Origin of the sequence: Clostridium aromativorans (assembly GCF_020908015.1) — a bacterium.
GTDB lineage: Bacteria > Bacillota > Clostridia > Clostridiales > Clostridiaceae > Clostridium_B > Clostridium_B aromativorans.
This window is the reverse complement of the sequence record NZ_JAJJPB010000031.1, coordinates 1-14047: the sequence shown is the minus strand read 5'-3', so window position 1 is coordinate 14047 and position 14047 is coordinate 1. Positions and strand designations below refer to the sequence as shown.

Below are 14047 nucleotides of genomic sequence, written 5' to 3'. Positions count from 1 at the left end.
AGATTAAAATGAAATTGGATGGTATTGGAATATTTGTTAGTAATATGAGAATCATGGTTGAGTTTTATAAAAATATCCTTGGATTTGAAATTCATTGGGATGGAAAAGAACCAAATGTAATGTTAAAAAAAGATGGAATATTGTTTATGTTTTACGGAAGAAATGATTTTGAAAAAATGACGAATAAACGATTCAATTATGCTAATGGTATAAATGGTCATTATGAGATTGCTTTAAGTGTTCCTAAACATGAGGATGTGGATTTAGTATATGAAAATATCATTTCTAAAGGAGTAGACTCAGTGATGAAACCGACAACAGAACCTTGGGGTCAAAGGACATGTTATATTGCAGATCCAGAGGGCAATCTTATTGAGATTGGTTCATTTAATAAATAAATCCCAATTTAACGTTGGGTATTATAGATTAGTAATTTATCAGGGAGAATGTATACTATGAGAAAATCAACAATTACTGCTGCATTTAAAGCAGATGTTAAAATAGTGTGGGAAGTAGTTGTAAGTAACAGTAAATATGAATGGTCATTGGATTGGGGTTTTTAGTCCTGTTAATGATGGTACGCAGGTTAAATTTACAGAAGAGATATCAGTAAATAATCCTATAATGAATTTATTTGCAGGTTTTTATCTAAAAAGACAGCAATCGCGTTATATAGAAGATTTAAGAAAAGAACTGGGAGAATAAATTCAAATCTGAAATAGAGGGCATTAAGTAAGAATTAATTCACTATATTAAATTAAAGCGAATTACTCAATTGACAAAGGAGCGAAATGTTATGAGTAAATATACAGCTTTATGGGAATACATCCAAAGGAATGGCAGCCCGTCAATGAAATTATCTTTCGATGAAATACATGATATAGCAGGAATTGAGATGGATCATTCTTTTTTAAGATATAAAAAGGAGCTAACTCAATATGGATATCAAGTTGGGAAGATTTCTCTTAAGGAACGGACAGTAATTTTTAATAGAATTGATTAAGGGTATAAAGGTTGCAAAAGAGAGGATGAATGCAGATAGAATAAAAATAGAGGCTCAATCTTACGCAAAGGAATTTTATGAAAAAGCAGGATTTAAGCAAGTATCAGAGGAGTTTTTAGAAGATGGAATTCCACATATTCAAATGGTTTTAGAATAAATGCCCGAAAGGTAAAATCCAATTTGTTTGAAAAATTATAAGAAAATTATTATGATGTAAATTTTTGTTTTGCAGTACTATAATAATAAATGTTTAATCAGGAAGAAAGGACAGAACCTATGAGTATCAATATTTTGGTTGTAGACGACGAGAAGTCCATAGCGGACTTAATTGAAGTTTATTTAAAAAATGAAGGTTTTACAATATACAAATTTTATAACGGCCAAGATGCTATCCGGTGTGTTGAGTCGGAACGGTTAGAGCTTGCGATACTTGATATCATGCTGCCGGATATTGATGGCTTTACTCTCTGCCGGAAAATCAGGAAAAATCATAATTTTCCTGTTATCATGCTGACTGCTAAAGAAGAGGAAATTGATAAAATTACCGGATTGACATTAGGTGCAGATGATTATATAACAAAACCCTTTCGCCCTCTGGAGCTTGTTGCCCGTGTCAAGGCGCAGCTCAGGAGATTTACCAGATATAATTCTGCAGAGCCAAACCAGAAAGAACACTTGATTGCCTTTTCCGGCCTAGTACTGGACATGGATACCCATGAATGTACGCTGAATGAAAAAAAGCTGTCTCTCACTCCTACAGAGTTTTCAATCCTCTGGGTCCTTTGCTCCAAACGCGGACGGGTGGTGAGTTCAGATGAATTGTTCCATAAGGTATGGGGAGATAAGTATTTCACCAACAGCAATAATACTGTAATGGTTCATATCAGGCATTTAAGGGAAAAAATGCAGGACAGCGCAGAGCATCCTAAATATATCAAAACGGTATGGGGGGTTGGCTATAAAATTGAAAAGTAAGATACATAAACGAAGAAATGATTATTCGAAATTGAAAAAGAAAGTATTTTTTCAAATGCTTCTGATTACAGCTGCCGCCGCTGTGACTGTTTATCTACTGCGTCATATCCTTCGCGGACAGATCGGAGATCGTATCGTTCAATATTTAGTCATCACTTTTCATTTTGAAAATTCGGATGCACAGGAAATCTATCAGCTGGTGATCCGCAACAATATGGAAATGATTCTTTTTGTTGCAATTCTAATATTTTTAGTTATCCTTTTTCGGTTTTCTGTTTCATGGTTCACCAAATATTTCGATGAAATAAGTACTGAAATGGATAAGCTTACTGAGGAATCCGATGAAGAAATTACATTATCGCCGGAATTGGATTTTATGGAAAATAAGCTTAATCAGATAAAAAGCAACCTGGAAAAGCAAAAGAAAGCTGCTCTTGATGCGGAGCAGCGCAAAAATAATCTGGTAGTTTATCTGGCTCATGATATAAAAACACCTCTGACCTCCGTTATAGGCTACTTAAGTCTTCTGGATGAAGCTCCTGATATGCCTCCTGAACAGAAGGCAAAATATGTGGGTATCACATTGGAAAAAGCTTATCGACTAGAACAGCTTATAAATGAGTTTTTTGAGATCACAAGATTTAATCTTCAAGCTATTGTTTTGAATAAAGGAAAAATCAACTTACTGTTCATGCTCCAGCAGATGGCGGACGAATTCTATCCAATACTGACTCCACAGGGAAAACAGGTGTCTGTCAATGTACCTGACAGCCTCACTCTGTGGGGAGACGCAGACAAACTGGCCCGCGTGTTCAATAACATTCTGAAAAATGCAATAGCCTACAGCTATGAAAACAGCGTCATTGACATTTCTGCTGAACGGAAGGACAAAAATATTGTTATAACTTTTACCAATCAAGGTAATCCTATCCCTCAGGAAAAACTGGAGACTATATTTGAGAAATTTTTTCGGCTGGACACATCCCGTTCTACCAATACAGGTGGTGCGGGACTTGGGCTGGCTATTGCCAAAGAAATAGTAAACGCCCATGGAGGCAATATTTTCGTGCAAAGTAATACAGAAAACACAGTCTTTACTGTGGTGCTTCCACTTATACATTAATTCTAATTTTAAATACCAATTGCAGTAAAGGTACTAAAAATGGGTGAAACACAAAGAGCATACCGGCAAATGCGCTGGCCATATAAAAGCATTCCTCTGTATCAAGGAGCAATGGAATTTTTTCCATACTGGTACTTTGGGCAGAAGCCCTGTCCTGCAATTTTGACAAATGTTCTTTCAGTAGCTTGAAAATTACCCATCCCATCAACGCTCCTATAGTATTCATCAGTAAATCATCAATATCCGTTATTCTTCTATTGAACAGCTGGCTCAATTCTATTGCAAGAGAGAATGTAATACCGGATAGTACTGTTATCCATAACACTTCATACTTTTTCCAGATACATGGAAGCATAAATCCAAGGGGTATAAAAAGCAATATGTTTTCTATATATGGACGAGCACCCTCTGTAATCCAGAGAAATGGAATCAGATTAACCTCATAGGGCGAAAGATTCAACCCCTTTGAGGTTATTACTCCAGAGCTGTTATGAACAATATCACTTATGGAAGGAATACCAGTAAAACTCAGCACAGCAGTAAGGTAGTACACAAAGATATATACCATTATGAAATGTTCAATTGACAGTTTACAGCCAATCTTTTTGCTTTGAGAAGTAAGCAGCATGTAGTATGGAATCAAGAATGGCAAAGTACCAATAAAACATGTAATCGAGATCATAATAATAAACATTAAATTCACCTCCGTTGTAATTAACTCGTTTATAATAGCATATTAAAAAAAGAAATGTCTTAATAAAACCTTAAGATATGGTGATTTCCTCCTTAATAAGTTCTATTCCTATTTTTACAGCCATGAACATACAGCTACCGTCATAAGAAAATCTTAAGAAATTCATAAGATAGAATTCCAACATGGCTCTTTTTTCTGTGGTTAAATAATATCAGTACAGAATAAGGAGCTGTTTTATATGATGCAAAAGGTAAAAAATGGAAACTCAATAATATGCATATTTATAATATTTTTACTGATAGCTGTTATTGCCTCTGATGTTTATAAAGCCATCATCACCCCAGAAAGCCAACATATTTTCAAGGTGGATCCAGATTCAACTGTCTCCATATCTCCTAATAAGCTGAACAGCAGCAATGTAATTCTGATCCGTCTAAAAGATCATGCTATCCTGATGCAGAAAAACAGCGAAGAAAAAATCTATCCTGCTTCCTTGACTAAAATTATGACAGCTATTGTTGCAATAGAAAACTTACCTGATCTTAATGAGGAAATAAGACTTACCAACTCCACATTTCAGAGGTTGTACGGGGCAGGTGCATCAATGGCAGGTTTTCGGCCTGGTGAGCAGGTCAGGGCAGTGGATCTGTTATACGGAGTAATGCTGCCAAGCGGTGCGGAGTCCTGTATCGGGCTTGCAGATCAAATTGCGGGATCAGAGCAGAATTTTGTAAAAATCATGAATCAAAAGGCGGCAGATCTTGGTATGGACAATACTCATTTTGAAAATACCACCGGACTTCATGATGGGAACCACTACACAACAGTGAAGGATCTGGCTGTCCTTTTAAGCTATGCATTGCAGAATGATACTTTCAGGGAGATTTTTACTTCCTCCAGTCATTCCACACCACCTACCAATAGGCATTCCGACGGGATAACCTTTTACAGTACCATGTTTGAAGAGCTCAAAAATCAAGATATTATTGACGGGAAAATTTTAGGAGGAAAAACCGGATATACCGATGAAGCTGGCCTATGTCTCGCCAGTCTCGCCAAGGTGGGAAGACAAGAATATATTCTGATTTCAGCTGGTGCCAGAGGGGATCACCCTTCGGAACAATATAATATTACCGATGCATTGGCTGTATACAACAGTATGGGAAAATAATAAGTTCTAAATAGTTTTCCATATCGGCTCAGCTCAAAAGTACACTCAAAATATTGAATTAAGTCCTGTACTTCAAATTTATTGAGTTCATTTTTTTCAATAAACTCAGAAGGTCAGCTTTTTATAAGAAAATTACAAAAATCTATTGACTTTGACATTATGTGAAAGTTTAATATATAATTAACCGCTTCGAAGAGGAATAAGATTTAGGAGGATTCTATGTATAATATAGGTCAATTTTCGAAAATTGGAAGAATTTCCACCAGGATGCTCAGGTATTACGATACCCTGGGATTGATAAAGCCAAGCTTTATCAACCCTGAAAATCAATACAGATATTATGAAAAGCACCAGGTAAAGGATATATTGAAAATAAATAAACTCAGAAGATACAGATTTTCATCAAATCAGATAAAACAAATTATGGAAGACAGTACCAATATCACTTTGACCATACTATTGTCAAAGCAGATACATGAAATTGAATTTCAAATACAGTCTTCCAAGAATATTCTGCTTGAATTAAAAGATTCTTTAAATAAATTAGAGAAAGGTGAAGATATAATGAATTCAAAGCGAAATTTCAATATTTCAATAGATACCTTAAAGGACACAAGAGTTTTGAGTCTGAGAGATACTATTTTAATGGACAATATAGGAAATTTAATCGGTAAAGTCTTCGAAGCTGTCTCCAGTAACAACTTATCCATTAAGGGAAACATAATGACTCTGTACTATGATGAAGACTTTGATCCAAATAATGCGGACATAGAGATCTGCATACCTGTGGACAGAGAATTGAAAACGCCCCAAATATCAACAAGAATTCTAAAAGGAGGCCTATACTGCCATACCACCTTTATAGGTCCCTATAGTGAAATTGGTGAATCCTACAGGGAAATCCTAGACTGGATTGACAAAAATTCCTACAAAATAATTGGAGCCCCCCATGATGAATATATAAAGGGTCCCGAATCTAAATGCAGCCCCGATGAATTTATAACGGAAGTTTATTTTCCAATAGGCAAGGAATAAAAGCTGTCAAATTGATTCTTGAGTTTGGGTGAATTTTGCCCATATAGAAATATAAACTGGTTTCTTTCAAAATATAGAAACCAGTTTTTTGATTAATCCAGCAGTATTAAATTGATTAAATCAATAAAAAGCTGTAATTGTCTTTAAGAAAATTGAGTATTACACTGGCAATCAGGGAATGTCCATCTAAATTAGGATGAATACCGTCTATACACAAAAATCTATTGTAGTCATCTTGTTTGAGAATTTCCGATCTCACGTCAATCAAAGCAGTTTTTGTCCTATGAGCCACCTCTGTGATCATTTCACTGTACGTTTTGTGCCAATTGTAAATTTTCTCTTCCGATCCAAGCCATTTTAAAACATTTTTTTCAGCTGTCTCGTCTCCTCTCGTAATCCACTTGAAATATCTTTTGTAATCCAGGGGAGGAAGTGTCATAAGTATGGGTGTTATGCTGGATTTTTCAAATGGTATTGAGTCGCTAAAGGTAAGTCATAATATAGGTGGGTAAGTGATTTCTTAAAATTTGGCTATATAAAAAAATTATTCAGTGGGGCAGGTTATTGTATATAATGCTATAATCTACCTATAGTACTTAAATGTGTAGTAAAGATTATTTAAATAAAATGTAGACAAATTAGTAATTTGTGATGGAGATGATAAAATGGACTTTTCATATAAAAATGGAATTAGTGTTGATGATTATAATAGACTCAGAGATGCGGTAGGTTGGGACACTTTAAATAAAGAGCAGGCTCAAGCTGGCATTAACCGTTCAAGGATGGTGGTTAGTTGCTATGAAAAAAATAAAATAATTGGCAGCGCCAGAATCCTTTGGGATGGTGGATATATTGCCTATTTAGCTGATGTGATGGTATTACCATCACATCAAGGATTCGGAATCGGCAAGAAAATGGTTGGAGAATTAATATTGTTTTTAAAATCTCAACTTAAATCAGAATGGAAAATTAAAATTGTATTAATATCAGCTAAAGGCAAAGAACCATTTTATGAAAAGCTTGGTTTTATCAAACGTCCCAATGAAAACGATGGCGCTGGTATGAATATGTGGATAAAATATGATGAATAATAAAGCTTGTAAATTTCCAATCTGCTTAATGCTTAAGAAGATTTTAAGTATTTATATTTAATAGGAGGATCTTTTATATGAAAGAATACATAGTAGACAATATGAACAGCAAGATCAGGTATCACGACTTACCTGGTGAAGATACGCCAATATTATTTATTCATGGCCTGGGCTGTGCCGGATCATTTGATTATCCCGAAATTGTTTTTGCACATAGCTTGGGCGGGCCTGTTGCACTTGAACTTGCCAATAAATGCAGGGAGAATATCGAAACAATCATTCTCAGTGAAGCTAATTTGGATAAAAGCAGCCGTGGCTCATCAAGTTATGAATTTGGAACCTATAAGGAAGAGGATTTTGTAAATGGAATATTTGATGAAGTTGTCAATGAAAATTCTAGTGTAAATTCTATGTGGGTATCCACGTTGTCAGTTTGTTCTTCCGCAGAAGGTGGGCTATGAAAAATCCGGATTCAAATTCTGGTTTGTCATATTTATTGCCTGCATTCCTGGAGTTATCTGTCAGCTGCTGCTGGATGATCTGGCAGACAAATACCTTTTCACACCGGTATCTGTGGCAGTGACTTTGTTTTTAGGCGGTATATGGATGATATATGCTGAGAATAAATTCAGGAATAAAAGTGTCGGAGACAGTGGATTGAATGTTACAGCAAAACAGGCCCTGATAATTGGCACATTTCAATGCCTGGCCATAATTCCGGGAATGTCCCGTTCGGCTTCAACAATTATAGGCGGATGGGTATCGGGGCTTTCTACAGTTGCTGCTGCGGAATTCTCCTTTTTCCTGGCAATTCCGGTTATGGTGGGGATGAGCGCCCTGGAGATATTGAAGATTGGCGGTATGGCAAACCTTACATCTATGGAAATAATATTTCTTGCTGTAGGATTTCTGGTATCATTTTTAGTGGCTTTGATAGTAGTCAACAAGTTTATACTTTATTTGAAAAGGAAACCTATGAGAATATTCGCAGTGTATAGAATGATATTTGCAGTGGTGGTATTAGCTGCAGGATTTACAGGGATATTTCATTAGCGGGGTAATTTTGCTTTAAAAAGTTTAGTAATTAAATGAGCAGATAATATGAAATATCAGACTATTGTATAATTGCTTTGAAATAATGACAGTCTATTAAAAAAGCCCTTGTTGAGGTGATAGGTTTGAAAAAGTCACTGTACACTTTATTTTTAGCGTTGTTGATAATTTTCTATATTCCGTTAAATATTAAGGCTGCTTCATATAATTATGTTAAATTTGGATTGAGAGAACATTGTATTGCACTTCAAAATTCAAAAGAGAAATTATATCAGGATATGCTTGTGACGCTATTACTGCCTATTTTACAGAATGCAGTGGATAATTACTATAAAGAATATTTATCAGTATCTCCTGTAATAGCACCTTATGATATTTCTGTATTGAGCATAGATAGACTGGGTGGGAATGAAACAGTTGATTTTTGTGTGAAATTAGAACTTCATCCCTATGTTGGTCCACACCTTGATGTAGGACTTGATTATATTACTATTAAAATAAATTCAACAGGCAGAGTTAAAGTTGAAAAATTTGAGCATATCAGAAATTATGAATTACCATCATACTATCAAGATATTATAAAAAAGAAGCTGCCATAATGTAAAAATCTTCATTAAAGAAGTGTTATATTGACTGTTTTTCAGCAGGTTCAATGTAGCACTTCTTTTAAGCAGAATAAAGCTGATTGCCTTTTGCCTTGAACTATATTTTTCTATACTTCTGTAATTGTATGTCAGGCAAGTCCGGAAAATCTGATTATATTTACATGCAGTTATTTATCTAAAATCTGAATTTCTCCACGACTTCCGTCAACCAAAACTTTATCACCGGTTTTAAGTTTTGAAGTGGCGCTGCCGCATCCAACAACTGCCGGAATACCGAGTTCTCTGGCTACAATTGCTGCATGGGATAATGGTGCACCTATATCCGTAATGATAGCTTCGGCTTTCGGAAATATGGGAGTCCACCCTATATTGGTGGTTGATGCTACCAATATTTCACCTGGCTGGAACAGACCGCTGTCTTCCGGATCCTTAAGAATTCGAACCGGACCTTCAATTTTGCCTGCAGCTCCCGGGAAACCTTTCAGTGTTTCAAAATTTGAACTCATTGTATCAGCAGGTGAGGTAAAATCGTAATAATCCACTCTTCTATCTGGATTTTTGGCCCATTTATAAGGATCTATGCGACCTCTGATAATGGACGGAAGGGCAGGCAGAGCTCTGTAGCTGTCGTAATTTTTTTGCCTTGCAGGTATGTGCTCCAGAGCTGATCTGTCTCCTGTCAGTAAATCAAGGATTTCATGAATATACAGGAAGAAGACGTCATTGCCAATACCTGTCATCTGGCCGGCTTTAAGTGCAAAAGTCCTGTTGACCCTGAATACCCTGGTCCATTCCGAACGCAGTGCCTCTCTGATGTAACTTCCCTCATAGGCCTCTTCAATCTGCTTTTTTATTTGAGCATACTTAGATGGAAAATTCTTCTTTAATCTTTTCATTTCCAGGATATATTGTTTTTCCTGATTTTTCAGCAGGCTTTCCGCATCCACTCCCGTTCTTTTATTTTCTTCTATCTGTTTTTCAAGCCACATTTTATCCTCTGATGGATCCGGTATGGATAATTCAAATTCATGAGGGCTCCTGTGACCATATTTCAACATGTATTCTTCTTTGGTCATTTCTCCCTTGATTATTTTTGAAATTCCAACAACAGGCCCCAGGCTTTCAAGGCTGGAATTGCCGCCTAAACTGGAAAGCAAAGCATCTGCAGCTTCTTTTCCCAAAAGCTCTGGAAGTTTTTCATTGAGCTTGAACAGGGCCATTATTTTTTTTCTGGGTGCATAGCGGCCCGCCAATAATATTTTACAGTTGTAGGGCCAGAGTTCTTCTTTCCATAATTCAAGTAATTCATTCCCGTCATTTACCTGTTCTATACGTTTTTTCATATTTCTGCACCATGCAGGTGTATCTTTTATATAGAGAGGTATTGATCTTGAAATTTTTCTTGAGCATTTTAACATATGTCCTATTCTTGGAAGCATAACCTTTAATAATTGCAAACCTGAAAAGGGATATACGGGAATATCCATGTTCTTTGTGGTTTTTCCAAATATATAGTTCATTTTTTTGAGCACCGGTTTATAATCTCTGCCAAATGCCTTATACATGGACAACGCCACATTGACATTGGAGTACATTCTTCCGCATATATTGCCTGAAAACAGATAATAATTTGGAATGATTGATTGTTCCTCATCAAGTGTTCTTATTACAGACCAGCTTAAGGGAGTAAAAACATCAGACATGGCTTCACCTACATTGGTATTTGTCCATAGATAATCCCCGTCCAAAGAGGCATTCATCTCATAGGTGTCCAGATTATATGCTTTCAGCGTGGTAATTGGCCTTGCCTGCAGTATATACAGTCTGCCTTTGGAAACTGCCCATTCAATATCCTGCTGACATCTCATGTCTTTTACCAGTCTGGAGGCATATCTGAATAATTTTGAAGAATATTTTTTAAAATCCTTCGGCCCTTCGTATTTTCCCTTTGGCCTGAATAATTTAAAGGGATATGCATTGGATTCTCCGGATACAAGCTGTTCTCCCAGCCCGTATACATAATTACCGGACATGCTTTCGTGGCTTCCGGTAATTGGATCTGCAGTAAATAATACGCCGGATATCTCAGATGGAACCATCAGCATGATAACTACTGCAATTTGATGGGACTGGTCCATGCCTTGTACAGAGGTATAAGCTTTTACTCTGTATGATTCCTTTGATTGAAACACTTTATAGATAGCTTCCTTTATTTCCTCATCTGTATTTCTATTTAAAACAGTTTCAAATTCTCCTGCAAAGGAAGCTGCTGCAGAGTCTTCACTTAATGCGGAGGACCTCACTGCAAACAGGCAGCCTGCATTTTTATCTCTGATTTGTTTCAGCAGACTCTGTATTTCACTCCAGGCCTCATCTCTAAGTTTATTTTCATGGAAAGCAGAGGGTAAAACCACAAATCCCTCCGGCACCGGATACTCATCCTGATACATTTTTGAAAGCATTGCACCTTTGCCGCCTGCAAGCGGCCTTTCCTCAGGAGTCAGATTTTTGAAACTTCTTATCATATTACTCATAATTATACAAGTTCCTTTCGCATTGTTTATTTATAAAAAGTGCTTCTGAACAAGTCCAGATAGCTGTCAAGTTCCACGAGCAAATCATCATAATTCAATTCATTCAGGGAGGAAACTTTTAATTTTTCCCGCTCTCTTGCTGAAATGCCTTCCAGAGTCCACATAATTACATGAACAGCCCTGTCCTTATCTACATTAGCTTTAAATCTGGAAACATCCACATCCTGCAGCACTTTACTGCTTCCATTGGCAATATAATTCCTGTTTCTTATATCCAGCTCATCTTTCACTTCCTCTGCTTCCTCGAAGTATGAGGACTTTACAAAGTCAAGCATATCCGGATATTTGTTTATCAAGGCAAATTCCATGACAATCACCTGCCTCAGCCTTTTTAAGATGTCTCTTTCACTCAGAGCTATTTTCCCATAAAACTCATTCATCAAAGTTTCTACTGAATAATCGTATAGATATAAATACAGATCTTTTTTACTGTGAAAGTAATGAAATAACATTCCCTTGCCTATACTGGCCTCTTTTACTATATTGTTGGTGGATGCGTTCTTGTAACCCCTCAAGTTAAACTCCTTCATTGCTGCATTGAGTATTCTATTTTGTTTATCAGGTTCCAATGCATGAAACTTTTCAAACATCTGACGGCCTCCTAATTCAATTTATTTAATCGACCTGATTGGTCTATAAAACATTATAGCATTGTCGACCAAAATAGTCTATAGTTTTTTATCCGAACGCTACCAGTGCTAATACTCCCAGCACACTCTGTGAAAGCGACTGTTATCAAATCAAAGATTTGGGACATCTGCTTTTCTCAAAGTGGGAGATAAGCACCGCTATGCGCCTGGATAAGTTCTGCTAAGGTTCAGGTGGAGTAAAGTATTCCTTATTAGCAAACTCCATCTGAACCTAAGAATCACTTGATAAAAAAGCGGACTTAATAATTTATACTTATTTGTCATATTTACAATATTTTCAGGGAATAAAAAATCTTTACAAATATATTCTACAAATGTAAAATTGATACTGTGCAGGCGACTTATATTGTCAATTATAAAGATTTCTGAATCCGAGCTGGAAGTTATGGAGGCTGTCTGGAACAGCCAGAATCCAATATCTTCCAAGCAAATTGTGGGTATTATGGAAAAGAAAAAAGGCTGGAAAAACACAACCATACTGACTCTTTTGTCCCGTTTGGCAAAGAAGAAATTTATAACTGCAGCAAAAGGGAAAAGGAGAACCTATTATACAACCCTTGTGACTGAAGAGGAATATCGTAAATTTGAAACCAGAGAATTTTTCCGTAAATTTCATAAAGGCTCTTTAAAAAGTTTTATTACTACGCTGCATGAGGACAATGATATTACCGATGATGATCTGGATGAACTGGATCATTGGATTAAAAGCAGGTGATGAAGGGTTTCATATGATATCGGAGAAATGGAGTTTATTTTAAAACATGAGCTCATGCATTATAAAAGAAGTGATATGATATACAATATCTTACTGCTGATTACAGGATTTAATAATAAGAAAATATTAAAGGGGAGACTGGAGAATATGTTGAATATGAAAGAGAAAAAAAGGGGTATAATATTGGCAGTGCTGATTGTGGTAATAACTGTAATATCATTGGTAGGTTTTAATATTGTTTTTAAAAAAGACATGAATAAAAGCAGCAATATAATAACTGCTAAAGGCCAATTGCTTCAACCGGAGCAGGTAATAAAAAATTATTTTGGATATTATAATGAAAAAAACGTAAAAGGGGTGAATTCAACACACACAGAATGGCTTCGCGGGCCGTCATTAGATGAAAATCTTAAATCTATTAAACTTAACAGCATAGTGGAAGATACAAGTCCATCAGAGAAAGAAGGGTATATGAAATATGGCAGGGGAATAATAAATGGTGCAAAAGCAGAGAATGTAAAAATTTATAAAGTCAATTACACAGTTAAATATAAAAAGGATGGAATCGGACCTGAAGATAGTGGAACATATGAAAAATGGATCATTCTTGTTAGAAAAGATAAAAATTCACCCTGGTTGATTGATGATGGAGGAGAAGGATAAGTATATTATGCATCAGCACCACACGCTTTACGAATGGTGCTGATACATATTTTAAAAATTATTTAATGCCAAAATTTTATTGTTCGCATACTTGTATAACCCTTTTGATTATAGAGCAAAAACATTTCCTTAATTAAAAAATAGTAATAAACACTTGATTTGGTAATAATTTACATATATAATAGTATATGTCCTAAGTAAAATACTTAGAGGGGAAAATAAGCATTTGGTTAATGCCGGGTGTTTATTTTTTTATCCTGAATAAGTTAATAAGATTATTGTTAAACAACTTAGAAACAATGAAGTTACTTATTTAGAGTATTATTTATTTAGATTATTTTTGTTATATTATTGCGTAACTAAACTTTATCATAAGGCGTATTTAAACCAATTTACTTTTTATAGAAATGAGACATTTTCTAAAGTTGAACTTTAACATGAGATGTATTTAAAAATAAAATTATTGTGGTATAATATAGATACAAAGTAGATATAATATATCTTAAGAAGCCGTTACGGTTTTAAGTAAAATTAATGTTTGTTAGTTAGCTAAAATGCACTTAGTGGAATGGGTGCATTTTAGTTTTTTGAGTTATTTTCTTTATCACTATCCGCAGTAATAGATATTTCATTATTACTGTGTTTAGAGCTGTTCTTATATTTAAGAATGGCTCT

At 35.5% G+C, this 14047-nt stretch carries 16 protein-coding genes and 1 pseudogene; 13 read left to right on the top strand and 4 right to left on the bottom strand.

The genetic code is table 11. The features are described 5' to 3' along the window. Positions 1 to 8 precede the first annotated feature (8 nt). From LN736_RS16350 to vanS, 5 genes are all read left to right on the top strand, one after another. On the top strand, positions 9 to 398 hold the full coding sequence (locus tag LN736_RS16350; RefSeq protein ID WP_150357750.1) for a VOC family protein: 390 nt from the start codon (positions 9 to 11) through the stop codon (positions 396 to 398). A gap of 398 nt (positions 399 to 796) precedes the next feature. Continuing rightward, entirely contained in the window at positions 797 to 1003 is a 207-nt protein-coding gene (locus tag LN736_RS16345; protein WP_150357752.1) for a hypothetical protein, read from the top strand. 25 nt (positions 1004 to 1028) lie between these two features. Further along, entirely contained in the window at positions 1029 to 1160 is a 132-nt protein-coding gene (locus LN736_RS16340; RefSeq protein WP_229982009.1) for a GNAT family N-acetyltransferase, read from the top strand. 119 nt (positions 1161 to 1279) lie between these two features. Then, positions 1280 to 1978, top strand: coding sequence for a VanR-ABDEGLN family response regulator transcription factor (gene vanR, locus LN736_RS16335; RefSeq protein ID WP_150357754.1), 699 nt, complete (start codon positions 1280 to 1282; stop codon positions 1976 to 1978). After that, positions 1956 to 3101 carry a vancomycin resistance histidine kinase VanS gene (vanS, locus tag LN736_RS16330; RefSeq protein ID WP_378062355.1) on the top strand — a complete coding sequence of 382 codons (1146 nt, stop codon included), beginning with the start codon at positions 1956 to 1958 and terminating at the stop codon, positions 3099 to 3101. The genes vanR and vanS overlap by 23 nt, the downstream gene beginning before the upstream one ends. Here the strand turns inward: vanS and LN736_RS16325 are convergent. Beyond that, complete coding sequence (locus LN736_RS16325) at positions 3091 to 3795, bottom strand: VanZ family protein (RefSeq protein WP_229982008.1); 705 nt, start codon at positions 3793 to 3795, stop codon at positions 3091 to 3093. The two genes, vanS and LN736_RS16325, sit on opposite strands and share 11 nt — an antisense overlap. A gap of 238 nt (positions 3796 to 4033) precedes the next feature. Here LN736_RS16325 and LN736_RS16320 point away from each other — a divergent pair, with 238 nt between their 5' ends. Next, positions 4034 to 4966 (top strand): D-alanyl-D-alanine carboxypeptidase family protein, encoded by a 933-nt coding sequence (locus LN736_RS16320; RefSeq protein ID WP_229982007.1) that lies wholly within the window; start codon positions 4034 to 4036, stop codon positions 4964 to 4966. Positions 4967 to 5185: 219 nt separating this feature from the next. Beyond that, the gene (locus LN736_RS16315; RefSeq protein WP_229982006.1) at positions 5186 to 6001 is read left to right on the top strand and encodes a MerR family transcriptional regulator; all 816 of its coding nucleotides are present in this window, start codon (positions 5186 to 5188) and stop codon (positions 5999 to 6001) included. 115 nt (positions 6002 to 6116) lie between these two features. Here the strand turns inward: LN736_RS16315 and LN736_RS16310 are convergent, their stop codons facing one another. Beyond that, on the bottom strand, positions 6117 to 6440 hold the full coding sequence (locus LN736_RS16310) for an SGNH/GDSL hydrolase family protein (protein ID WP_150357764.1): 324 nt from the start codon (positions 6438 to 6440) through the stop codon (positions 6117 to 6119). A 226-nt stretch (positions 6441 to 6666) separates the two neighbouring features. On the opposite strand from LN736_RS16310, the gene LN736_RS16305 reads away from it, so the two are divergent. The 4 genes and pseudogenes from LN736_RS16305 (at position 6667) to LN736_RS16290 (ending at position 8744) form a co-directional block, all read left to right on the top strand. Then, on the top strand, positions 6667 to 7092 hold the full coding sequence (locus LN736_RS16305; RefSeq protein ID WP_229982005.1) for a GNAT family N-acetyltransferase: 426 nt from the start codon (positions 6667 to 6669) through the stop codon (positions 7090 to 7092). A gap of 77 nt (positions 7093 to 7169) precedes the next feature. Then, positions 7170 to 7553: an alpha/beta fold hydrolase gene (locus LN736_RS16300; protein ID WP_229982004.1), complete on the top strand. Its 384-nt coding sequence runs from the start codon at positions 7170 to 7172 to the stop codon at positions 7551 to 7553. Beyond that, a pseudogene (locus LN736_RS16295) lies at positions 7534 to 8145 on the top strand (undecaprenyl-diphosphate phosphatase); the annotation flags it as partial. The gene LN736_RS16300 and the pseudogene LN736_RS16295, both read left to right, overlap by 20 nt. Before the next feature lie 125 nt (positions 8146 to 8270). Continuing rightward, positions 8271 to 8744: a DUF3888 domain-containing protein gene (locus tag LN736_RS16290; protein WP_150357769.1), complete on the top strand. Its 474-nt coding sequence runs from the start codon at positions 8271 to 8273 to the stop codon at positions 8742 to 8744. 173 nt (positions 8745 to 8917) lie between these two features. Here the strand turns inward: LN736_RS16290 and LN736_RS16285 are convergent, their stop codons facing one another. Together LN736_RS16285 and LN736_RS16280 are read right to left on the bottom strand one after the other, a co-directional pair. Then, positions 8918 to 11284 carry a PEP/pyruvate-binding domain-containing protein gene (locus LN736_RS16285; protein WP_229982003.1) on the bottom strand — a complete coding sequence of 789 codons (2367 nt, stop codon included), beginning with the start codon at positions 11282 to 11284 and terminating at the stop codon, positions 8918 to 8920. 26 nt (positions 11285 to 11310) lie between these two features. Beyond that, positions 11311 to 11934, bottom strand: a complete 624-nt coding sequence (locus LN736_RS16280) for a TetR/AcrR family transcriptional regulator (protein WP_229982002.1) — start codon at positions 11932 to 11934, stop codon at positions 11311 to 11313. 406 nt (positions 11935 to 12340) lie between these two features. Between LN736_RS16280 and LN736_RS16275 the strand changes: the two genes are divergently transcribed. Continuing rightward, positions 12341 to 12709, top strand: coding sequence for a BlaI/MecI/CopY family transcriptional regulator (locus LN736_RS16275; RefSeq protein ID WP_229982001.1), 369 nt, complete (start codon positions 12341 to 12343; stop codon positions 12707 to 12709). Positions 12710 to 12736: 27 nt separating this feature from the next. Further along, on the top strand, positions 12737 to 13372 hold the full coding sequence (locus LN736_RS16270; RefSeq protein WP_229982000.1) for a DUF4829 domain-containing protein: 636 nt from the start codon (positions 12737 to 12739) through the stop codon (positions 13370 to 13372). Positions 13373 to 14047 lie beyond the last annotated feature (675 nt).

What these genes read in the sequence shown, in the direction of transcription:
- LN736_RS16300 (WP_229982004.1), top strand. Translation starts at nt 7,170, where the DNA reads ATGAAAGAATACATAGTAGACAATATGAACAGCAAGATCAGGTATCAC.
- LN736_RS16285 (WP_229982003.1), bottom strand. Translation starts at nt 11,284, where the DNA reads ATGAGTAATATGATAAGAAGTTTCAAAAATCTGACTCCTGAGGAAAGG.
- LN736_RS16345 (WP_150357752.1), top strand. Translation starts at nt 797, where the DNA reads ATGAGTAAATATACAGCTTTATGGGAATACATCCAAAGGAATGGCAGC.
- LN736_RS16280 (WP_229982002.1), bottom strand. Translation starts at nt 11,934, where the DNA reads ATGTTTGAAAAGTTTCATGCATTGGAACCTGATAAACAAAATAGAATA.
- LN736_RS16310 (WP_150357764.1), bottom strand. Translation starts at nt 6,440, where the DNA reads ATGACACTTCCTCCCCTGGATTACAAAAGATATTTCAAGTGGATTACG.
- LN736_RS16325 (WP_229982008.1), bottom strand. Translation starts at nt 3,795, where the DNA reads ATGTTTATTATTATGATCTCGATTACATGTTTTATTGGTACTTTGCCA.
- LN736_RS16315 (WP_229982006.1), top strand. Translation starts at nt 5,186, where the DNA reads ATGTATAATATAGGTCAATTTTCGAAAATTGGAAGAATTTCCACCAGG.
- LN736_RS16305 (WP_229982005.1), top strand. Translation starts at nt 6,667, where the DNA reads ATGGACTTTTCATATAAAAATGGAATTAGTGTTGATGATTATAATAGA.
- vanR (WP_150357754.1), top strand. Translation starts at nt 1,280, where the DNA reads ATGAGTATCAATATTTTGGTTGTAGACGACGAGAAGTCCATAGCGGAC.
- LN736_RS16320 (WP_229982007.1), top strand. Translation starts at nt 4,034, where the DNA reads ATGATGCAAAAGGTAAAAAATGGAAACTCAATAATATGCATATTTATA.
- LN736_RS16270 (WP_229982000.1), top strand. Translation starts at nt 12,737, where the DNA reads ATGGAGTTTATTTTAAAACATGAGCTCATGCATTATAAAAGAAGTGAT.
- LN736_RS16350 (WP_150357750.1), top strand. Translation starts at nt 9, where the DNA reads ATGAAATTGGATGGTATTGGAATATTTGTTAGTAATATGAGAATCATG.
- LN736_RS16340 (WP_229982009.1), top strand. Translation starts at nt 1,029, where the DNA reads ATGAATGCAGATAGAATAAAAATAGAGGCTCAATCTTACGCAAAGGAA.